Below are 19,399 nucleotides of genomic sequence, written 5' to 3' on the forward strand. Positions count from 1 at the left end.
CTGATTTGTGAAATATGCGCGTCATACGTCTACCGTTCACTCTGCAACTGCCGCCGGGCTACACCTCGATCCGCTGCGCCAAAATGGTATCCAGCAATCCCGGAAAGCGGCTTTGCATTTCGCCGTGGCGTAGGCGGTTGATATGGGTGGTGCCGATATTGGTGGTGTGGATCAGGCCCGAATCACGCAATACCCGGAAATGGTGGGAGACGCTGGATTTCGGGCGGCCGCCGTCGAGATCGCCGCAGGTGGCTTCGCCCATGCGGGCCAGGCGGCGGACAATCTCCATGCGTACCGGATCGCTCAAGGCGTACAGTACGCGCTCAAGGACAAATTCATCGGCTGTGGGGTGTTTGAATGCTCTCATGGGCGAATTATAGCGGGCGGGTTGTTTAAAATCTATTATTCGAATAATATCGAAATATAGAACTATCCCCTAACCCATATAGGAAACGCCCATGTCAGCACTATTTCAACCCTTTAAACTGAAAGATGTCACGCTGCGCAACCGTATCGCCGTGCCGCCCATGTGCATGTATTCCGCCAATGACGGCCTGATCAACGACTGGCATCAGGTGCATTACGCATCGCTGGCGCGCGGCGGCGCGGGACTGGTGATCGTCGAGGCCACCGCGGTGGCGCCGGAAGGGCGCATTACCCCGCGCTGCGCCGGTATCTGGAATGATGAGCTGGCGCAGGCGTTCGTTCCGGTGGTCAAGGCGATTAAGGCTGCCGGGTCGGTGCCGGGCATTCAAATCGCCCACGCCGGGCGTAAGGCCAGCGCCAATATTCCGTGGGAAGGGGACGACCATATCGCCGAGGGCGACCCGCGCGGCTGGCAGACCATCGCCCCGTCCGCCATCCCCTACGGCGCCAATCTGCCCAGAAAGCCGCGGGAAATGACGCAGCAAGATATCGACCGCGTGCGCCATGATTTTGTGGCGGCGGCGCGGCGGGCGAGAGAGGCGGGCTTTGAGTGGCTGGAGCTGCACTTCGCCCACGGCTATCTGGGGCAGAGTTTCTTCTCCGCGCATTCCAACCAGCGCGGCGATCGCTACGGCGGCAGTTTCGATAACCGCAGCCGTTTTGTGCTGGAAACGCTGGCGGCGGTGCGCGAGGTGTGGCCGGAGCGCTTACCCTTGACCGCCCGCTTTGGCGTGATTGAGTTTGACGGGCGCGATGAGGAGACGCTACAGGAGTCGATTGAGCTGACGCGCCGCTTTAAACAAGCGGGGCTGGACATGCTCAGCGTCAGTATCGGTTTCTCGACGCCGGAGGCAAATATTCCCTGGGCGCCGGCGTTTCTGGGGCCGATAGCCCGGCAGGTTCGTCAGCAGGCGGATATTCCCGTGTCGTCCGCCTGGGGCTTCGGCACCCCCGACCTTGCGCAGCAGGCCGTCGCCGCCGAACAGCTGGATTTGGTGATGGTCGGCAAGGCGCATCTGGCTAATCCGCACTGGAGCTACTTCGCGGCGAAGGAACTGGGCATTGAGCGTCCTTCCTGGACCTTGCCCGCCCCTTATGCCCACTGGCTGGAAAGGTATTAATCCCCGCCATCCTGAGATTGCTGACAACCCCGCTCCGGCAGAGTCATCCCCGCGCAGGCGGGGATCTACTGTCGGCTAGTGCGTTGATATAAAAAAGATTCCTCCTCGCAAAAGCGGGGACCTAAAGGAATGACGGATTTGGAGTCGCTATTACCAATGGCTACTTTGTCAATGCTCTGAGGATGACGGCGTTATCGCCGTCATCCGCCATCTTTTTGTCTCTACAGATTGTTTTCCTGCGTATTCAGCGCCTGCTGCAGATCGTCGATCAGATCCTGCGGGTTTTCGATGCCGACGGAGAGGCGCAATAGCTGCGGCGTTATCCCTTTTTGCAACCGTTTTTCCAGCGGCACCGAGGCGTGCGTCATGGCAAAGGGTTGGCTGATCAGGCTTTCCACGCCTCCCAGACTTTCCGCCAGCGTAAACAGCCGGGTTTTCTGGATAACCGCGCGGGCGTAGCCCTCGTCGCCCTGCAAACGCACCGAGATCATGCCGCCCGCGGCGGACATCTGCCGCTGCGCCAGCCCGTACTGCGGGTGGCTGGGCAGCCCCGGATAGTAGACCTGTTTCACCTGCGGCTGCTGTTCCAGCCAGCGGGCGATGGCCAGCGCGCTTTCACTGTGACGCGCAATACGCAACGCCAGCGTACGAATTCCCCTTAAGGTAAGGAAGCTGCTGAACGGATCGAGGATGCCGCCCACGGCGTTTTGCAGATAGGCGAGCTGGGTCGCCAGTTCAGGGTTATCGCCCACCACGGCCAGCCCGGCGATCACGTCCGAATGACCGTTAAGGTATTTGGTGGCGGAATGGATCACGATATCGAATCCCAGATCCAGCGGTCGTTGCAGGGCGGGGGAGGCGAAGGTGTTATCCGCCACGCTGATAAGCCGGTGTTTTTGGGCGATGGCGGCTATCGCCGCCAGATCCGCCAGCTTGAGCAGCGGATTGGTCGGGGTCTCGACCCAGATCAGACGGGTCTGCGGGGTGATGGCGCGCTCCAGCGCCTGGGTATCGGCGGGGTCGACGTAGGTGACCTGTAGCCCGGCGGTGCGTTTGCGCACGTTTTCCAGCAGCCGCCAGGTGCCGCCGTAAAGGTCGTCCACCGCCACCACATGGCTGCCGTGATCGAGCAGTTCGAGGATCGTCGAGCTGGCCGCCAGCCCGGAGGCGAAAGCGAATCCCCGCGTGCCGCCCTCCAGTTCGGCGATGGCGGCTTCCAGCGCGCCGCGGGTCGGATTGCCGCTGCGGGAATACTCATAGCCGGCGTGTTCCCCCGGCGCGCGTTGGGCAAAGGTGGAGGTGGCGTAAATGGCGGGCATCACCGCGCCGGTGCCGTCGGGGGTATAGCCGGCGTGGACGGTCTGGGTATCAAAACGGCTCATGGCATATTCCTTGTTATGTCAGAAAATGGGGGATCAGCGCAGCGTCTGCCGCCAGTGATTCAGCACATCCGTGCGGGTAATCAGCCCCAGAAAGCGTTCGCCATCCAGAATGATGGCGACATGTCCCTGATCGAAGGTCGCCAGCAGCTCATCGTGCGACGCCTCCTTACGCAGGGTTTTTAGCCGATCGGTCATCGCTTCGCGGGCGGTAAGCGAGAAGTGCTGCGCATTTTTTTTCAGGCTGTTGAGCAGGTCCCACTCATCGATGATGCCCACCACCCGGTCGTTTTCCAGCACAGGAAGCTGAGAGATGTCATACAGGCGCATGCGGGCATGGACCACCGCCAGCGTATCGTCGGGGGCCACCGACACCGTGGCGCCCTCGTCGTGCCGGTAGGTGATCAGGTCGCGCAGATCGCCGTGCGGCGGACGTTTGATCAATCCTTGTTCCACCATCCAGTAATCGTTGAACATTTTGGAGAGATATTTGTTGCCGCTGTCGCACACCAGGGTGACCACCCGCTTCGGCTCCGTCTGGGCGCGGCAATAGCGCAGGGCGGCGGCCAGCAGCGTACCGCTCGACGAGCCGGCCAGAACGCCCTCTTTACGCAGCAATTCCCGCGCCGTCGTAAAGGATTCGGCATCGCTGATGGCGTAAGCCTGTTTGACCTGGCTGAAATCGGCCAGCTCGGGGATAAAGTCTTCGCCGATGCCTTCCACCCGCCAGCTTCCGGCCTCGCCCACCTTGCCGTGGCGCAGGTAGTCGGTGAGGATTGAGCCTTCCGGGTCGGCCAGCACGAATTCGGTATGCGGCGACACCTGCGCAAAGTAGCGGCTGAGGCCGCCCAGCGTGCCGCCGGAGCCGACGCCCACCACCACCGCGTCAATCTGATGATCCAACTGCCGCCACAGTTCCGGGCCGGTGGAGCGGTAGTGCGCCTCCGGGTTGGCCGGGTTGTTGAACTGGTCGATGTAATAGGCGCCGGGAATTTCCGTCGCCAGGCGGCGGGCGTAATCCTGATAGTAATCCGGGTGCCCTTTGGCGACGTCGGAGCGCGTCAGCAGCACTTCGGTTCCCAGCGCCCGCAGATGAAAAATCTTTTCCCGGCTCATTTTATCCGGCACCACCAGCACCAGCCGATAGCCTTTCAGCGCGGCCACCAGCGCCAGTCCCAGGCCGGTATTGCCGGCGGTGGCCTCAATAATGGTGCCTCCCGGCCGCAGCCATCCCTGCCGTTCCGCATGTTCAATCATCGATAAGGCGACGCGGTCTTTGATCGACCCGCCGGGATTCTGATTTTCCAGTTTTACAAACAGCCGACAGGGGCCGGCGTCGAAATGGGTCAGCTCAAGCAACGGCGTCTGGCCGATAAAGTCGAGCACGGAAGAGGGGATCGCCATGGTTTTCCGTCCTGATCGGGGAAAGATGATGCACCATATTAGATCCGCCGTGAAACCGGATGAACGAAATAAATCACCAATGAATATGCATATATGTAATATAAAATCCTGTTTAGCCGTGCGGATGTATGGGCGCGCAGCAGTTCGGACGTATATACTTCCGGCGACGGAAAAAAGGAAACCGCCCTGCGCAGGCAAACCCGGCGGGGGGAAGTCAGCCTGGTAACGGGGGCGAACGTTGTCTGACGCAGGGAGAATGTCGGCTTAACGCGCGCGGGTTAATGTCCGGCGGGCAGGCGGCGGTCGGCGCTCAGTTGCGCGATAGGCGCGTGGTGCAGAAATGAACCGATTATCGTTGCCAGTTTTGCGGTTTCAACCAGGAAGCCATCGTGCCCGTAGAGTGAATCCATTTCCATATAATGCGCATCGGCGATATGTTGCGCCAGATAGCGTTGCTCAGGCGGGGGGAACAGCAGGTCGGAGGTAATGGAGACCACCAGCGTTCTGGCTTTGATCTTTTCCAGTTCCGCCTGGGCGCTCTTTTTATTTCGGCCGATATTATGGCTGTCCAGCGCGTTGATCAGGCACCAATAGCTGTAGGCATCAAAGCGGCGGATAAATTTTTCGGCCTGATAGCGCTGGTAAGACGCGGCCAGAAACTGGCTGAATTTGTGGCAATCCTGCTCTGCCTGGGTGTGCTGGTAGGTATGGAAGTTGCGATAAGAGAGCAGGGCGATGCTGCGGGCGGCCATCAGCCCCTGTTTGCCGCCGTGCGGGTTGACGCCGTCGAAGGTGCCGTCGGCGGACAGCGCCAGCCGCTGGCTTTCATTAAACGCCAGTCCCCAGGGAGAACTGGCCGCGTTGGCCGCCAGTATCGCCGCGTGCTGAATCCGCTCGGGCTGTTGTATCGCCCACTCCAGCGCCTGTTGTCCGCCCATGGAGCCGCCGGTGAGCAAAAAAATCCGTTCGATGCCCAGATGCCCGGCGAGCAGACGGTGCGCCGCCACCATATCCCTGACGGTGATTAACGGGAACTCCAGCAGATAGGGTTTTCCACTGTGCGGATCCGGGCTTTGCGGGCCGGTGGAGCCATACGGCGAACCCAGCACATTGGCGCAGACGATAAAATAGCGCTCGGGATCGAACAGCTTTCCGCGGCCGACCAGCTCCGGCCACCAGCTTGAAACGTCCGAATTCGCGGTCAGCGCATGACATATCCAGACGACGTTGGATCGCTGCCGATTAAGCGCGCCATAGGTGTGATAGGCGATATCGATACGCGGGAGCGTTGTACCGTTCTCCAGCGTAAAGGGCGCGTCATGATGATAATAGCGCGGCGCGGACATGGGGCGTCACTCACTTGCCCGAAGCGCATGTTCGATATCCGCCTGGCGACCGTCAATATGCGCAACGCCGACCGAAATGCGCCGTCCGGCGGGGGGATCAAGGTCCCGCCCGGCGTATAAATGCGTTGTTTCCAACGTTAATGATGACATTACTTTCTCCGTCCGGTAGAGAAGCCTGGCTGCCAGAAAATCACAATCAAATAGGGTTGTTAACTGCGTAAAAACGCTATTCTTTGCCGTTTTCGGCATATCTTGATAGACGGATAAATAATCGGCGATCGCCATAGCGATTATATGAATGAGCTTTTCCACTATTTGCATTTTACCCCTTGGGGAAAATGGGGATTAATATCTGAGAGCCTCAGCGCAAACGCCTATCGGCGCTGCGATGGCCGGAAAACTATGACCGTGCGTTCCGTTGCCGGTCTGATTCGCAGAGGGATTCATATGTCTTGTTACCGTTGTTGCAGCGACTCCGACAGCTATTCAGACGTTTTTTACGGCGTAATTACGGGAGTCCGCTATGAGCACCATCACATCCTTACCCATACTCGACCTATCGCAGCTTGACGGCAACGCCGAACATCGGGCCGCTTTCCTGGCGAAACTGAACCGCGCCGCCCGGGACGTCGGTTTTTTCTATCTGGCCCATCATGGCATCAGCGACGCGCTGCAACAGCGGGTACAGCAGCTGGCGAGGGAATTTTTCGCCCTGCCGGACGAAGAGAAACAGCGCGTGGCCATGATTCATTCCCCCCATTTTCGCGGCTATAACCGCGCCGGCTCGGAATTGACGCGCAGCCAGCCGGACTGGCGCGAGCAGTTTGATATCGGCGCGGAACGTCCCGCGCTGTCGCTGCTGGCGAACGACCCCGCCTGGCGGCGGCTGCAAGGCCCCAATCTGTGGCCAGCGGCGCTTCCCGAACTGAAAACCACGCTGCTGCAATGGCAGCAGGAGATGACGCGCATGTCGCTGCGCCTGCTGCGGGCGTTCGCCGAAGCGCTGGAGTTGCCGGTCACCGCGTTTGATACGCTGTACGGTGAAAAACCCAATGAACATATCAAGCTGATCCGCTATCCCGCGCAGCCGAACGACGGCAGCCGGCAGGGCGTCGGTTCCCATAAGGATTCCGGTTTTCTGAGCTTTTTATTGCAGGATAACCAGCAGGGGCTTCAGGTGGAAATAGAGCCCGGACGCTGGATCGACGCGCTGCCGCTGGCCGGCTCTTTTGTCGTCAATATCGGCGAGCTGCTGGAACTGGCGACCAACGGCTATCTGCGGGCGACGGTGCATCGGGTGGTTTCGCCGCCGCCGGGCCGGGAACGCCTCTCCATCGCCTTTTTCCTCGGCGCCCAGCTCGATGCCGTGGTGCCGATCTACCGCTTACCAGACCACCTTGCCGCCAAGGCGCTGGGGCCGGCCAGCGATCCGCACAATCCCTTGCTGCGCGACGTAGGCTGGAATTATCTCAAGGGACGGTTGCGTTCCCACCCTGATGTCGCCGCGCGTTATTACGCGGATGTTTTAGCAGCCAAAGACACCATAACAACCTAAAGAAGGAAGCTCAGCATGAAAAAGCATGTCATTTTCTCTTTGACAGGGATGGCGTTGTCCGCAGGTCTGGCGTTTACGGCGCAGGCCGCCGACGCGCTGCGGGTGGCGGCCGATGCGGTGCCTCATGCCGAAATTCTGGCGCAGGCGCAGAAAATCGCCCCGTCGCTGAAGCTGAAAGTGGTGGAGCTGACCAGCGGCATCAATGCCAACGAACTGCTGGCGCATGGCGATATCGACGCCAACTACTTCCAGCACGTGCCTTACCTGCGCGATCAGGAAAAAGCGCTCGGCAAGACGTTTGTCGTCGCGGCGACGGTACATATCGAACCGCTGGGGATCTACTCCAGAAAACATAAAAGCCTGAACGAGACGCCTAACAACGCCAGCGTGGCGGTGCCGAATAACGTCACCAATCTCAGCCGCGCGCTCTATCTGCTGCAAAGCCAGGGGCTGATCAAACTGAAGAGCGGCTATAACGACCCGTCAAAAGATCAGGCCACGCCGCAGGATATCGCCGAAAATCCCAGGAATCTGAAAATTATTGAAATTGAATCGCCGCAAATTCCCCGTTCGCTGGATGACGTCGACCTGGCGGTGATCAACGGCAACTATGCGCTGGAAGCCGGGCTGGTGCCGGCGAAAGACGCGCTCGGCCTGGAAAGCGCCGACAATAACCCGTACGCCAATATTCTGGCGACGACGCCGGCGCTGCAAAACGATCCGCGCATCAAACAGCTGGCGAAGGATCTGGAGTCCGACCAGATAGCCGAGTTTATCAACCAGCGTTACCAGGGATCGGTGATCCCGGTGGCGGGACAGCAATAATGATCGTGATTGAGCGATTGGGAAAACGTTACTCCGATAACGCCCGGCCCGCGCTGGAGAACGTGTCGCTGACCATTCCCGATGGGTCGATCTACGGCATTCTGGGGCGCAGCGGGGCGGGGAAAAGCACCCTGATTCGCTGCCTTAACCTGCTGGAACGGCCCACCTCGGGGCGGATTCTGATGGACGGGCGGGACATTACCACGTTGACGCAGCAGGAGCTGCGCCGGCATCGCCAGCGCAGCGGGATGATCTTTCAGCATTTCAATCTGCTGCACGCCCGCAACGTGCGGGATAACGTGGCGGTGCCGCTGGAAATCGCCGGCGCCGCCCGCAGGGAACGGGCGGCCAGGGTAGCTGAACTGCTGGAACTGGTGGGGCTGAGCGACAAAGCGCTGGCCTATCCGTCGCAACTTTCCGGCGGGCAGAAACAGCGGGTCGGCATCGCGCGGGCGCTGGCCGCGCGCCCGCATTACCTGCTGTGCGACGAAGCCACCAGCGCGCTCGACCCGGAAACCACCGAGTCGGTGCTGGCGCTGCTGGCGGATATCAATCGTCAGTTGGGGTTGACCATCGTACTGATCACCCATGAGCTGGCGGTGGTCAAGGCCATTTGCGATCACGCGGCGCTGCTGGAACAGGGGCAGGTGGCGGAGAACGGTTCATTGCGCGCGCTGCTCACCGACCCCGACTCGCGGCTGCGCAAGGCGCTGCTGCCGGATTATGACGCCGAACGGGCCTTTTTGCAGCGCCACGGCGTGGAGGATAGCCGCTTATGCAGAGTCGCCTGAGCTGGGAGGATTTTTACGCGCTGATGCTGAACGCCACGCTGGAAACGCTCTATATGGTGGGGCTGGCGGCGCTGTTCACGGTGCTGATCGGTTTGCCGGCGGGGGTAACGCTGTTTATCAGCCGTCCCGACGGGGTGCTGCCGCTGCCGTGGGTAAACCGGGTGCTGGGAGGGATAATCAACGTCGGCCGCTCATTGCCGTTTGTGGTGCTGCTGATTGCCCTGATTCCGTTTACCCGCCTGGTGGTGGGAACCACGCTGGGCAGTACCGCGGCGGTGGTGCCCATTACCATCGGCGCGTTTCCCTTCTTTTCCCGGGTGGTGGAAAACGCGCTGGACGAGGTGGATCGCGGCCGGGTGGAGGCGATTCTCTCCATGGGCGGCACCGCCTGGCACGTGGTCGGCAAAGTGCTGTTGCCGGAGGCGCTGCCGGCCATTCTGGCGGGAATTACCCTGACGGTGGTGATGCTGATCGGCTTTTCGTCCATGGCCGGGGTGATTGGCGGCGGCGGCCTGGGGGATCTGGCGATCCGCTACGGCTACCAGCGTTTTAACGATCAGGTAATGGCCGGCACGGTTATTGTGCTGGTGGCGCTGGTGCAACTGGTGCAGTCGCTGGGCGATCGCCTGGTGCGTTCGCTGGCCTATCGGCGTTAAGCCGTCACCGGGCGTCGGATGCGTTCGACGCCCATCGATTTTCAGATACAGCCATCCTGACGGCCCGCGGTCTGATTCCGCACGTTGGCGGCTATCTGCGCCGCCAGCCGGGCGATAACCCTTTGCTGTGCCAGCACGGTGTCCGCCTCGCCGCCGGCGGTATTTTCCGTCAGCTGGCTGCCGCATACCAATCGGGGGCGGTCGGCAAATCCCAGGCTCCAGTCCGCGGCAAACTTCACGTATTGGTTGGGCCAGACGTCAAAACGGCGCACCTGAAGGTGGATTTTCACCACCGGCTTCCCTTCCTGACGCGCCAGACCGGAAACGTCCTGCGCGCCCAGACGCTGGATCAGTTCGCTGGAGAGCGCGGCGCGGATCTCGTCGCTGAGCGGACTCAGCCAGCGCGCGTCGTCGAGCACCGCCAGCCCGCTGTCGCCCCGGCGCACCACCAACTGCGGCTGGTCAATCTGCACCGGAACGCCCACCGGCAATACCGCGATGGCGAACGGGGCGGGCGCCGCGGCTGCGGCCGTGTCGGTCTGTGGAGACAGCAGCGTGTAGTAGCGCGGCGAGGTGGAAACGACGCACCCCGCCAGCAGCAATACGCCGGCCAGTAGGGCGCGGCGGATGGAAGCGGTCATTTTTTCGCTCCTTGGGGAGAGAAGGCGGCGCGCTCCGCCGCCGACGGGGTTGCCGGACGGCCGCGCAGCAGCGCTTCCGGGTGGCGTTCGAGCAGGTCGGCGAACACCCGCAGCGAGCGCATGGCGCGCCGCATTTCCTGCAATGTCTGCTGCAGATTGAGCATCATGGGAGCATCCTCCGCCAGCAGATCCTGCGTGGCGGCAAGCACCTGGCCGGTCTGGCGCAGCGTGCGGTTCGCCTCCGGGAGGGTCTGGCTATTGAGCAGCCGCAGGGTTTTATCAAAATCGGCGAGGGTGTTATCCAGATTATGCCCGATGGATTCCAGCGGCAACTTGTCGATCTTGCCGACGATACTGGCCAGCTGTTCCTGCAGCTGTTCGAATCCGCTGTTGACCGTCGGGATCATCAGCGGCCAGGCGTTGACCTCAAAGGGAACCTTTGCCGCCTGGGGGATAAAATCGAGCGAGACATAGAGCTGACCGGTCAGCAGATTACCGGCGCGGGCCTGGGCGCGCAGGCCGTGCGCCACCATATCGCGTACGAATAGCGCCGTTTGTCGCCGGGTATCTTTTTCCGCCTTGGGCAGTTTTTCCAGCACCGCGCCCAGCCGGTTGGGATAAACTTCGATGCTTACCAGGGTGGGGAAGCGGTAGCCGGACTGGCTATAGTCCAGGGCGATGGCGACCACCCGGCCGACCTTGATGCTGGAGAATTCGACGGGGGCGCCGATGGCCAAACCGCGCAGCGATTGTTCAAAGCGTAATTTAAATACTATCGGTTCCCCGTCCGGCGCGGCCATGGCGGATTCGGAGTCTTTCGCCAGCGTGAACGTCGCCTGATCGGCGGCGGGAGGGCTGTTTTGCCGGTAATCGGCGGAGGCGAAAGCGATGCCGCCGGCGATGATGGAGGTCATGGTCTGCGTTTTCAGCCGGAAGCCGTCGGCGCCGAGCGAGACGTCAATGCCGCTGGCGTTCCAGAAATGGGTATCCTGGGTGACGAAACGGTCATAGGGGGCGTCGACAAAGATATGCAGATTGACGCTGCGGCCGTCGTCCGCGAGCTGATAAGAGACGATGCGCCCGACCTGAACGCGGCGGTAGTAGACCGGGGAGCCGATATCCAGCGAGCCCAAATCGTCCGTCAGCACCCTGAAGCGACGGCCGGGCATTCCGTTAATCATCGCCGGCGGGGTTTCCAGCCCGACGAATTCCCTGGCGGACTGCTCTCCGGCGCCTTTGTCCACGCCGATGTAGGCCCCGGAGAGCAGGGTATCGATGCCGCTTACGCCGCCGGCGCCGATGCGCGGGCGAACCACCCAGAAACGGGTATCGGCGCGGGCGAGATCTTTGGCATTGTTATTCAACGACACGGTGGCGACGACGCGCGAACTGTTGTCGCTCAGCGCGATCGATTCGACGATGCCCACCGTGACGTCTTTGTATTTAACCGCGGTTTTGCCCGCTTCAAGTCCGGATGCGGTCTGAAAGCTGATGGTGATTTCCGGGCCCTGGGAGATCCACGCGTGGATAAGCATGGCTACGCCGATCAGCGCGGCGACGGCCGGCATCAGCCAGATAAGCGCTCCTCGCCAGCGGCGGCGGATAATGACCGGCTCCCCTGGCGTCGGCCGTTGTTCATTGTTGCTCGGCATCGTTTTCACCATCCCAGATTAGTCGCGGGTCGTAACTCATGGCGGACAGCATAGTGAAAATCACCACCAGTCCGAAAAACAGGATACCGCTGCGCGGCTCCACCTCGCTTAAGGCGTTAAATTTGACCAGAGCGGAGACGATGGCCACTACCACCACGTCCAGCATCGACCAGTAGCCGATCAGTTCCGTCAGGCGGTAGAGCGCGGCGCGCTCGCGCATGGCCCAACGGCTGCGATAGGCCGAGGCGATCAACAGCAGCCCGAGCGCCAGAAACTTGGTGCCGGGAACCACGACGCTGGCGACGAAGATAAGCAGCGCGATGCCGTAGGATCCCGACAGCCAGAAGTCGATGATGCCGCCGCTTATGGTGCTGTCGCCGCCTCTGCCGAGCAGCGTGCTGGACATCACCGGCAGCACGTTGGCGGGGATGTAGAGGATTATCGCCGTGAGCAGCAGGGCCAGCGGGAGCCGGTGGCCGGCGGCGCGCCGGTGGCGCAGGGGGGAATGGCAGCGCGGACAGCGGGGCGGATGGCGTTCGGCGTGGCTATAGCGGCACGCCAGCCCGCAGCAATGGCAGCCAATCACGCCCATTTGCCGCGCGCGGGAAGGTCGGCTCATGGCATGGCTCCGGCGCCGCGCCGCGCGGCTGCAAGTTCCCACAGCGCGTGGGTATCCTGACGGCAGATAATGGCGATAAGAAACATCAGCGCCGCCAGCGCCCAACTGCCGGCGCCGGAGACGACCTGTAAAAAGCCGGCGAGTTTGACCGCGGCGACCATCAGCCCCAGCATCCCCACTTCGATCATGCTCCACGGCCGCAGCAGGCGCAGCGTCTTCATGGCGGGAATAAAACCGGGCGCCGCCCGATCGCGACGCGCAAAGACCAGTATCCACCCCAGGAGCAGGATTTGCAGGCCGGGCACCAGCATCAACAGTAGAAAGGCGCAGACGGCCAGCGGCAGGGTGGCGCCGTGAGACAGGGCCGCGACGCACTGCCAGAGGGTGACCTCATTGCGCAGGCCGTACAGGCTGACCTGCAGGATGGGACACAGGTTGGCGATAATAAAGGCGATGGCCGCGGTCATCGTCAGCGCCAGCCAGCGGTCGAGCGGGACAGGATTGGCGCGGTACAGCGTTAATCCGCAGCGCCGGCAGCGAGCTTCGGCGCCCGCAGCCGGTGTCCGGCGGTGATATACGCTGTCGCAGTGTCGGCAGATCACCAGATCGGGAAAGGTTTTCATCGCGCCCGGCCATGCTTACTTCAGCAGCTCGAGCAGTTCTTCCGCGCCTTTGTCGATCCCTACCTCGGCGGCGCTTAACGAACCAATGGTGGCGCCGACGTTAAGCGCGTTCGGATATTGCTTGGCGACGTAGGCGTGGAGCAGGCGATTGGTCTGCGCGTCATAAATTTCCACCGCGTAACTTACCGAACCGCCCAGCATGCCTTGCTTGCCGCGGATGGATTGCACGATATTATAGGGACCGCCCGCCAAATCGAACTTGGTGACGGTGCCCGCCACCGGCGTGGTGGTTTCCGCGCCGGTCAGGGTCAGTCTGATGCGCAGGGTATGCGGCTCGGCGGCGTTGACCTGTTGGAAACGGGTTTTCAGGGCGTTGATAAAGGTGTTCTGCATATACAGGGCCAGCGCCTGGCGATCGTCCTGCGCGATGTCGTCAAACTGGTTATCGGCGCCCTGATAGATGACCACGGGCTCGATAATAACGTTTGCGTATTGCTTCCAGTCAACCGGCGTAGCATAACGGTAAGGAATGCGGTCTGCTTCGTCGCCGCTGTTCGGGCGCAGCTGCGATGAGGAGTCGATGCCCGAGTAAAGGGCGGGCTGCGTTCCGGCACACCCGGCTAAAGCGATGCCCAGAGTGAGAATTGCCAAACGAAATACCTTGGTGGAAGAGTTCATTTGAAACATCCTATTCAAAAAGTGGCGCCAAACCTGCCGCTGTTCGCGGAGGTCGACTACGGCGGCAGGGGCATGCGCTGGCCGCCTTTACAAGGCTTGATCCGGGCGGTAAAGTAGTGTTTGCCAACAAAACAAAACCGTACAGTTCAGTTTTCACTGATATTTTTTGTTTGTCAAGAAAATGTACAGGTTGGTTTACTTATAAATTTCATCACGGGAGTGACAATGAAGGTACGGACGCAGGCTCGTCGCGAAGCTATCATTGAGGTCGCCGCCAAACTCTTTCAGGAGATGGGCTATGAGCGCGCGTCGATGAACGAACTGGCAAAACGGCTTGGCGGCTCAAAAGCAACGCTGTACAGCTATTTTTCTTCCAAGGAAGAACTGTTTGTCGCCGTTGTCCGCGCCTTCACCACCGTGCACCTGTCTGATGCGGTGGCGGAACTGGCTTCGCAGGTGGAGGAGAACGTTTCCCTGGAGACCACGCTGATGCGCTTCGGGGAGCGCATGCTGTTCGTCCTGACCAATGACGGCAGCGCGATGGCGGTTTATCGCATGGTGGTGGCGGAAGCGGGGCGTTCGAACATCGGCATGCTGTTTTACCAATCCGGGCCGACCGAATGTATCGATGTGCTGACCATGCTGATGACGGAAGCGATGCAACGCGGCGAACTGCGCCCGGCGGATGCGCGTATCCGAGCGTTGCAATATCTGGCGCTGATTACCGCGGAGGCGGAAGTCCGTCTCTATCAGTGCGATCCCGCGCCGCTGGATACCGGGGAAATTCACCAGATGGTCAGGCGCGCGGTGGATCTGTTTCTTGCCGGAGCGGCGGCCCACGCCGGGGATTAACGCGGCATACGACGAGGAAGAGCATTACCAATGAAAATTACTGATGTACGGACCATTCTGGTCAATCGGTATCTGTTTGTCGAAATCACCACGGACGAAGGGCTCAAGGGGATCGGCGAATCCGGCGCCTGGGGGTTTCTCGATGCCTCGAAGGGCGCGGTGGACGCGCTGCGTACCTATCTTATCGGACAGGATCCGCTGCGCATAGAACATCACTGGCAGTATATGTATCGCTGCTGGCATTTTCGCGGCGCGGCGATTATGGGCGCCATCAGCGCCATTGATATCGCCCTGTGGGATATCGCCGGCAAATACTATGCCGCCCCGGTATACAATCTGCTGGGGGGGCGCTGCCGGGACAAGGCGCGGGTCTACGCCCATGCCGGCGGCAAAACCACCGAGGAAACCATTGAAAACCTGAAGAAGGCCAAGGCCCAGGGGTTCACCGCCATTGGTCATCTGTCGCCGTTTCTGGATGAATCGCGGGATACCCCGTATTTCATCACCCACGCCAGGGAAATGGCGGAAGCGATTGAGCGCATCGGCGCCTATCGCGACGCGGTGGGCAATGAGGTGGATTTGTGCATTGAAGTGCACCGGCGGTTGAAGCCGGCGGACGCGGTGGTGTTTTCCCGCGGCATTGAGCCGTTTTATCCCTACTTTATTGAAGACCCCATCGGCGCCGATAATTTCGACTCGATGGCCGAGGTCGCGGATAAAATCAACATTCCCATCGCCACCGGCGAGCGGCTGAACAATCCGCAGGAGTTCGCCATGCTGATCAAGCGCAATGCGGTTTCCTATGTGCGTCCGGACGTCTGCATGTGCGGCGGTATTACCGGGGCGAAGAAGATCGCCGCGCTGGCGGAAGCGCACGACCTGATGGTGGTGCCGCATAACCCGCTCAGCCCGGTGTCCACCGCCGCCTGTTTGCAGATAGCCGTCAGCATTCCCAATTTCGCCCTGCTGGAATATCCCGGCGACGACCAGCCCGCGCTGTCGGAAAAATTTGGCGCCACCGGGGTGGAAAACGGCGTGCTGAAAAAAGATATGGTGAAAAGCACTTTCCAATGCACCGACGGATTTATGGAAATTCCGACGGCGGCGGGTATCGGTATCGAACTGGCCGATAATCTGGAGGAGCGTTTCCCCTATCGCCGCCGGGGTCTTAAAACGCGGCTGCACGTTGACGGTTCAGTGGTGGATCAATAACCGCCCGCGGCGATGCGCATCGCCGCGCTTATCGGCCATAAAGGGCGCGCCGGCTGCGGCGCAAATCAGATATCCTTCGGCAGCGCATCGATATAGGGTTGAATTTCCGCCCGGTTTTTCAAAACAATCTGCTGGCCGGCCGGCTCGGCGGATTGTGCCGTTTGCAGGCCCAGGCGCTTCAGGGTGTGATACAGAAAAGCCTGCCGGCAGCGTAACGCCACTTCCCCGTCCTCCATGCCGTAATCCAGCGCCAGAATGCGCTTTTGCGTGGCGGAGAGGTCCTGATGCGGGGCCAGGACCAGCGTCAGGATGGTATGCCAGTGCTTATCCGCGGCGGGATCCACCTGCGTCGGTTCGGTGCCGTCAATGCGTAAAATACGCGTCAGCACAAAGTCGCTGAATTGCCGCCGGGTGTCGCAGTAAGCGCGCACATGCCAGCGAAACCCATCGTGTCCCAGCGCATGAGGGGATAAAAGCAGCGATTCATCCAGCGAGGTCGCCGACTGGTAGCTGACCCGAACCGCCATCTTTTTCCGAATCGCCTTGACGATGATTTCCACCGTCTGCTCATTGACGGTGCGCGCGGGATAATGCGCCCAGTCAACCTCCGGCGCGGTGCCGATAAAGCTGGCGTCGGACTCCAGTATTCCCGTCTCCGTCGCCAGCAGCTCTTCCAGATAGCGCTGAGCCGAGCTTTGCGGATAGATGGGCGCGAAAGCGGGGGTGGCGATATAGGTTTTGGCGCTGCGATCGTAAATCAGGTTATCAGGCGCGATTTCTGTGTATTTAGCAATGTCGAGCGAAGCCTGGGGAATGGAGAGCCCGAAAAAGGTGGTCAGATCCGTACGGTTGATATTCCCTTCCCAGCGCAGACGAAAGTCAATGAACTGGAGGCGACGTTCCAGCCCCCAACTTCGTCCCTTGGGGAGGCGCTCTGAATTTGCTGTAGAATGTTCGGCCATATGCGTATAAATACTAGACGGATATAAAAAGTAGTCGTATTATGATTATACGCTAAAACCGCTTTTTCGTCTACGAGAGGTGCCCCAACTTCAAATCCCAACGTCTTCTCGCGGGCAGCGCGACATTATTTTCATCGGGTTCGGCGCGCTAGCCGAGTCATTGCAAATATAGATTTTATTAATCCTGTAAATATTGGGAGCTATTGTTATGCCCCTTTTTAACGCACGGTCGCATCATTTTTATCTTCAGTGGAAGAAATGGTTAATAACTTTTGCTTCCCTGGGATGGGTTGGATATATACAAGCATCTGATTATGATGCATTAATTTTTCAGGCCCGGCAGGGTGATATTTCCAGGGCGACGACCTGGCTTTCGCAACAATCCGATCAACGTATATTGACGGCAAATGAAGTGGCGGACTGGCTGCAAATTAATGGCTGGGCCGGAAATGACCATGAGGTAATTAAAATTTGGCGGCGTTACCGACATGTGGCGATATTACCCGATCGCGCCCTGACCGCGGTCGCCAAATCCTATCGTAATTTGCGCCAATGGCCGGAATCCCTCGAATTGTGGCGTAGCGTGCTGCGGCGTTCGCCGAATAATGACGACGCGTTAAGCGGCCTGATTATGACCCTCACCGATGCCGGTCAGATCGCGGAAGCGCTGAGTCTGGCGTCGGAGCGGGCGGTGCGGCAGCCTGACGCGGCGCACTGGCGCGAACTGGCATGGGTGCAACGCGTCGCGGGACGCAATGAGGACGCGCTGGCGTCGGTGTCCCAGGCCGTGCGGCTCGCCCCGGATAATCGGGCGCTGCTGGGCGATTATAGCGCGGTGCTGGCGAGTAATCGTATCAGCGTGCCGGCGCTCAAAGCGGCGCGGCAGGGGGAACTGCCGCCCGCGGCGTTGCGCCAGCGCGAGTCGGAAGCCGCCGCCGAGCTGGTGCGGATGGCCTTTTTGCCCAGCCCTACCGAGGGCGAGCGTTTCGCCGTGGCGGATCGGGCGCTGGCGCGTTACGACGCCTTGCTGACACGCTGGCGCGCCGACCCCGACGCGCGAGCCGACGTTCGTCTCGCTCGCATCGACAGGATGGGGGCGCTGTTGGCGCGCTCCCGGATGGTTGACGTGGTGTCCGAGTATCAATCTTTACGGCGTGAAAACGACGCCATACCGCCCTATGCCCGGCTATGGGTGGCGGCGGCCTACCTTTACCTGCAACAGCCCGATAAGGCGGAACGGCTTTATCGCTCCGTGGCGCGCGACGCGCCGCGGGAAATGCAGCATCTCGACGAGCAAAACAACTTTTTTTACAGCATGGCGGAAAACGAACGCATCGATATGGCGGTGCGGTTGTCCGCTCAACTCGCCGGTAGCGAGCCTCACCATCGACGTATTTACGGCTCGCCGCTGCCGGCGCCGAATGACCGCTGGCTGGAAGGGCAGCAACGCCTTTTACAGTCGCTATTGTTACACGATGCGCTGCCGCAGGCGCAGCGGCATGCCGAACGTCTGGCCAATACGGCGCCGGGAAATCAGGGGCTGCGCGTCGACCTGGCCAGCGTTTACCTGATTCGGGGCTGGCCGCGCCGGGCGGAAAGGGAGCTGAAACAGGCCGAAGGGCTGGCGCCGCGCGATATTCGGCTGGAGACCCAACAAGGGTTGACCGCGCTGGATTTACAGCAATGGAGCCAGGCCGATCGGCTGGCCGACGATGTGATCTCCCGTTATCCGGAAAATAGCGATGCGCGCCGGCTGGAGCGGCTGCGGCGGGTTCATCATATGGCGGAACTGCGCATCGGCGGCACTCAGGGGATAAAATCCGACAGCCCCGTCGCCGGCAAGCATGACACCGAGATTGACGCCGCGCTTTACGGTGCGCCGATGGCGGATAACTGGCGCCTGTTTTCCGGGTTTGCCTTTAATCAGGGACGCTTTGCCGAAGGGCAGGGCATCAACCGCCATGTGCGAGGCGGCGCTGAGTTCTCCAGCCGGGATAATTGGCTGGAGGCGGAAGTCTCAGGCCAGAACTATGGCGATGGGCAAAAAATAGGCGCGCGTCTCTCCGGCCGCCATGACGTTGACGATAGCTGGCGCATAGGGGGCAGCGCGGAGCGACTGATGAAGCGCACGCCGCTGCGGGCGCTGACCAACGGCGTGACGGCGAACGGCGGAGAGGCTTATCTGCGCTGGCGGCAAAGCGAAAGGCGGGAGTGGCGAATGGCGCTGGCGCCGGGATGGTTTTCTGATGGTAACCGACGGGTTGAATATAGCCTTGACGGGAAAGAGCGGCTCTATAGCGACGCTTTTCTGACGCTGGATTTCACCCCTTCGGTAAGCGGCAGCCACAACAGCAAGTCCGATGGCTCTTACTACAGTCCGCGCCATGATATGGCGCTACTGCCCGCCGTGACGCTCGATCATCTGATTTATCGTCGCTATGAGACCGAATGGCGTCAGGAAGTGGTCGCCGGGGCCGGCGGCTACTGGCAGCAGGGCGAGTCGCGCGGGGCCATTACTTCGCTGGGGTACGGTCAGCGGGTGCTCTGGAACGATGTTCTTGACGCCGGAGTCATGGTGAATTGGGACAAACGTCCTTACGACGGCGAGCGGGAACAGAATTTATCGCTGTCTTTCGATGTTAACTACCGTTTTTGAA

At 60.6% G+C, this 19,399-nt stretch carries 19 protein-coding genes; 8 read left to right on the forward strand and 11 right to left on the reverse strand.

Going from position 1 to position 19,399, the window contains the following annotated elements:
• Positions 1-58: 58 nt before the first annotated feature.
• The gene (locus DDT56_RS11020; RefSeq protein ID WP_168197606.1) at positions 59-367 is read right to left on the reverse strand and encodes an ArsR/SmtB family transcription factor; all 309 of its coding nucleotides are present in this window, start codon (positions 365-367) and stop codon (positions 59-61) included.
• Between the two features lie 91 nt (positions 368-458).
• Here DDT56_RS11020 and DDT56_RS11025 point away from each other — a divergent pair, with 91 nt between their 5' ends.
• Positions 459-1,547 (forward strand): NADH:flavin oxidoreductase/NADH oxidase, encoded by a 1,089-nt coding sequence (locus DDT56_RS11025; RefSeq protein ID WP_136166496.1) that lies wholly within the window; start codon positions 459-461, stop codon positions 1,545-1,547.
• A gap of 221 nt (positions 1,548-1,768) precedes the next feature.
• Here the strand turns inward: DDT56_RS11025 and DDT56_RS11030 are convergent, their stop codons facing one another.
• The 4 genes from DDT56_RS11030 to DDT56_RS11045 all read right to left on the reverse strand — a co-directional run bounded on the left by DDT56_RS11030 (position 1,769) and on the right by DDT56_RS11045 (position 5,997).
• Positions 1,769-2,929 carry a trans-sulfuration enzyme family protein gene (locus DDT56_RS11030; RefSeq protein WP_136166497.1) on the reverse strand — a complete coding sequence of 387 codons (1,161 nt, stop codon included), beginning with the start codon at positions 2,927-2,929 and terminating at the stop codon, positions 1,769-1,771.
• Positions 2,930-2,962: 33 nt separating this feature from the next.
• Positions 2,963-4,330 (reverse strand): pyridoxal-phosphate dependent enzyme, encoded by a 1,368-nt coding sequence (locus DDT56_RS11035; RefSeq protein ID WP_136166498.1) that lies wholly within the window; start codon positions 4,328-4,330, stop codon positions 2,963-2,965.
• Positions 4,331-4,608: 278 nt separating this feature from the next.
• Entirely contained in the window at positions 4,609-5,676 is a 1,068-nt protein-coding gene (gene metX / locus DDT56_RS11040) for a homoserine O-acetyltransferase MetX (RefSeq protein ID WP_136166499.1), read from the reverse strand.
• A gap of 6 nt (positions 5,677-5,682) precedes the next feature.
• On the reverse strand, positions 5,683-5,997 hold the full coding sequence (locus tag DDT56_RS11045; RefSeq protein ID WP_136166500.1) for a hypothetical protein: 315 nt from the start codon (positions 5,995-5,997) through the stop codon (positions 5,683-5,685).
• Positions 5,998-6,199: 202 nt separating this feature from the next.
• Between DDT56_RS11045 and DDT56_RS11050 the strand changes: the two genes are divergently transcribed.
• From DDT56_RS11050 to DDT56_RS11065, 4 genes are read left to right on the forward strand one after another with little or no spacing between them, the layout of a single operon-like run.
• Positions 6,200-7,231 carry an isopenicillin N synthase family dioxygenase gene (locus DDT56_RS11050; protein ID WP_136166501.1) on the forward strand — a complete coding sequence of 344 codons (1,032 nt, stop codon included), beginning with the start codon at positions 6,200-6,202 and terminating at the stop codon, positions 7,229-7,231.
• A 15-nt stretch (positions 7,232-7,246) separates the two neighbouring features.
• Positions 7,247-8,056 carry a MetQ/NlpA family ABC transporter substrate-binding protein gene (locus tag DDT56_RS11055; protein ID WP_136166502.1) on the forward strand — a complete coding sequence of 270 codons (810 nt, stop codon included), beginning with the start codon at positions 7,247-7,249 and terminating at the stop codon, positions 8,054-8,056.
• Positions 8,056-8,847: a methionine ABC transporter ATP-binding protein gene (locus DDT56_RS11060; RefSeq protein ID WP_136166503.1), complete on the forward strand. Its 792-nt coding sequence runs from the start codon at positions 8,056-8,058 to the stop codon at positions 8,845-8,847. The genes DDT56_RS11055 and DDT56_RS11060 overlap by 1 nt, the downstream gene beginning before the upstream one ends.
• Positions 8,832-9,503, forward strand: coding sequence for a methionine ABC transporter permease (locus DDT56_RS11065; RefSeq protein WP_136166504.1), 672 nt, complete (start codon positions 8,832-8,834; stop codon positions 9,501-9,503). The genes DDT56_RS11060 and DDT56_RS11065 overlap by 16 nt, the downstream gene beginning before the upstream one ends.
• A 41-nt stretch (positions 9,504-9,544) precedes the next feature.
• Here the strand turns inward: DDT56_RS11065 and DDT56_RS11070 are convergent, their stop codons facing one another.
• From DDT56_RS11070 to DDT56_RS11090, 5 genes are read right to left on the reverse strand one after another with little or no spacing between them, the layout of a single operon-like run.
• Positions 9,545-10,144 (reverse strand): PqiC family protein, encoded by a 600-nt coding sequence (locus DDT56_RS11070; protein ID WP_136166505.1) that lies wholly within the window; start codon positions 10,142-10,144, stop codon positions 9,545-9,547.
• The gene (locus DDT56_RS11075; RefSeq protein WP_136166506.1) at positions 10,141-11,796 is read right to left on the reverse strand and encodes a PqiB family protein; all 1,656 of its coding nucleotides are present in this window, start codon (positions 11,794-11,796) and stop codon (positions 10,141-10,143) included. Before DDT56_RS11075 ends, DDT56_RS11070 begins: the two co-directional genes overlap by 4 nt.
• Complete coding sequence (locus DDT56_RS11080) at positions 11,780-12,415, reverse strand: paraquat-inducible protein A (RefSeq protein ID WP_136166507.1); 636 nt, start codon at positions 12,413-12,415, stop codon at positions 11,780-11,782. Before DDT56_RS11080 ends, DDT56_RS11075 begins: the two co-directional genes overlap by 17 nt.
• The gene (locus DDT56_RS11085; RefSeq protein WP_136166508.1) at positions 12,412-13,038 is read right to left on the reverse strand and encodes a paraquat-inducible protein A; all 627 of its coding nucleotides are present in this window, start codon (positions 13,036-13,038) and stop codon (positions 12,412-12,414) included. The genes DDT56_RS11080 and DDT56_RS11085 overlap by 4 nt, the downstream gene beginning before the upstream one ends.
• A 15-nt stretch (positions 13,039-13,053) precedes the next feature.
• Positions 13,054-13,716 carry a DUF3313 domain-containing protein gene (locus DDT56_RS11090; RefSeq protein WP_136166509.1) on the reverse strand — a complete coding sequence of 221 codons (663 nt, stop codon included), beginning with the start codon at positions 13,714-13,716 and terminating at the stop codon, positions 13,054-13,056.
• Between the two features lie 225 nt (positions 13,717-13,941).
• On the opposite strand from DDT56_RS11090, the gene DDT56_RS11095 reads away from it, so the two are divergent.
• Together DDT56_RS11095 and dgoD are read left to right on the forward strand one after the other, a co-directional pair.
• On the forward strand, positions 13,942-14,568 hold the full coding sequence (locus tag DDT56_RS11095) for a TetR/AcrR family transcriptional regulator (protein WP_136166510.1): 627 nt from the start codon (positions 13,942-13,944) through the stop codon (positions 14,566-14,568).
• Between the two features lie 30 nt (positions 14,569-14,598).
• Positions 14,599-15,780: a galactonate dehydratase gene (dgoD, locus tag DDT56_RS11100; RefSeq protein ID WP_136166511.1), complete on the forward strand. Its 1,182-nt coding sequence runs from the start codon at positions 14,599-14,601 to the stop codon at positions 15,778-15,780.
• A gap of 65 nt (positions 15,781-15,845) precedes the next feature.
• Here the strand turns inward: dgoD and DDT56_RS11105 are convergent, their stop codons facing one another.
• Positions 15,846-16,742 (reverse strand): WYL domain-containing protein, encoded by an 897-nt coding sequence (locus DDT56_RS11105; RefSeq protein ID WP_136166512.1) that lies wholly within the window; start codon positions 16,740-16,742, stop codon positions 15,846-15,848.
• Between the two features lie 208 nt (positions 16,743-16,950).
• Between DDT56_RS11105 and pgaA the strand changes: the two genes are divergently transcribed.
• Complete coding sequence (gene pgaA, locus DDT56_RS11110; protein WP_136166513.1) at positions 16,951-19,398, forward strand: poly-beta-1,6 N-acetyl-D-glucosamine export porin PgaA; 2,448 nt, start codon at positions 16,951-16,953, stop codon at positions 19,396-19,398.
• Position 19,399 lies beyond the last annotated feature (1 nt).

This window comes from Brenneria corticis (genome assembly GCF_003115855.1).
Classification (GTDB): Bacteria; Pseudomonadota; Gammaproteobacteria; order Enterobacterales; family Enterobacteriaceae; genus Brenneria; species Brenneria corticis.

Excerpts from the sequence above, each read along its gene's own strand:
- DDT56_RS11020 (WP_168197606.1), bottom strand. The coding sequence starts at position 367 with ATGAGAGCATTCAAACACCCCACAGCCGATGAATTTGTCCTTGAGCGC.
- DDT56_RS11025 (WP_136166496.1), top strand. The coding sequence starts at position 459 with ATGTCAGCACTATTTCAACCCTTTAAACTGAAAGATGTCACGCTGCGC.
- DDT56_RS11030 (WP_136166497.1), bottom strand. The coding sequence starts at position 2,929 with ATGAGCCGTTTTGATACCCAGACCGTCCACGCCGGCTATACCCCCGAC.
- DDT56_RS11035 (WP_136166498.1), bottom strand. The coding sequence starts at position 4,330 with ATGGCGATCCCCTCTTCCGTGCTCGACTTTATCGGCCAGACGCCGTTG.
- metX (WP_136166499.1), bottom strand. The coding sequence starts at position 5,676 with ATGTCCGCGCCGCGCTATTATCATCATGACGCGCCCTTTACGCTGGAG.
- DDT56_RS11045 (WP_136166500.1), bottom strand. The coding sequence starts at position 5,997 with ATGCAAATAGTGGAAAAGCTCATTCATATAATCGCTATGGCGATCGCC.
- DDT56_RS11050 (WP_136166501.1), top strand. The coding sequence starts at position 6,200 with ATGAGCACCATCACATCCTTACCCATACTCGACCTATCGCAGCTTGAC.
- DDT56_RS11055 (WP_136166502.1), top strand. The coding sequence starts at position 7,247 with ATGAAAAAGCATGTCATTTTCTCTTTGACAGGGATGGCGTTGTCCGCA.
- DDT56_RS11060 (WP_136166503.1), top strand. The coding sequence starts at position 8,056 with ATGATCGTGATTGAGCGATTGGGAAAACGTTACTCCGATAACGCCCGG.
- DDT56_RS11065 (WP_136166504.1), top strand. The coding sequence starts at position 8,832 with ATGCAGAGTCGCCTGAGCTGGGAGGATTTTTACGCGCTGATGCTGAAC.
- DDT56_RS11070 (WP_136166505.1), bottom strand. The coding sequence starts at position 10,144 with ATGACCGCTTCCATCCGCCGCGCCCTACTGGCCGGCGTATTGCTGCTG.
- DDT56_RS11075 (WP_136166506.1), bottom strand. The coding sequence starts at position 11,796 with ATGCCGAGCAACAATGAACAACGGCCGACGCCAGGGGAGCCGGTCATT.
- DDT56_RS11080 (WP_136166507.1), bottom strand. The coding sequence starts at position 12,415 with ATGAGCCGACCTTCCCGCGCGCGGCAAATGGGCGTGATTGGCTGCCAT.
- DDT56_RS11085 (WP_136166508.1), bottom strand. The coding sequence starts at position 13,038 with ATGAAAACCTTTCCCGATCTGGTGATCTGCCGACACTGCGACAGCGTA.
- DDT56_RS11090 (WP_136166509.1), bottom strand. The coding sequence starts at position 13,716 with ATGAACTCTTCCACCAAGGTATTTCGTTTGGCAATTCTCACTCTGGGC.
- DDT56_RS11095 (WP_136166510.1), top strand. The coding sequence starts at position 13,942 with ATGAAGGTACGGACGCAGGCTCGTCGCGAAGCTATCATTGAGGTCGCC.
- dgoD (WP_136166511.1), top strand. The coding sequence starts at position 14,599 with ATGAAAATTACTGATGTACGGACCATTCTGGTCAATCGGTATCTGTTT.
- DDT56_RS11105 (WP_136166512.1), bottom strand. The coding sequence starts at position 16,742 with ATGGCCGAACATTCTACAGCAAATTCAGAGCGCCTCCCCAAGGGACGA.
- pgaA (WP_136166513.1), top strand. The coding sequence starts at position 16,951 with ATGCCCCTTTTTAACGCACGGTCGCATCATTTTTATCTTCAGTGGAAG.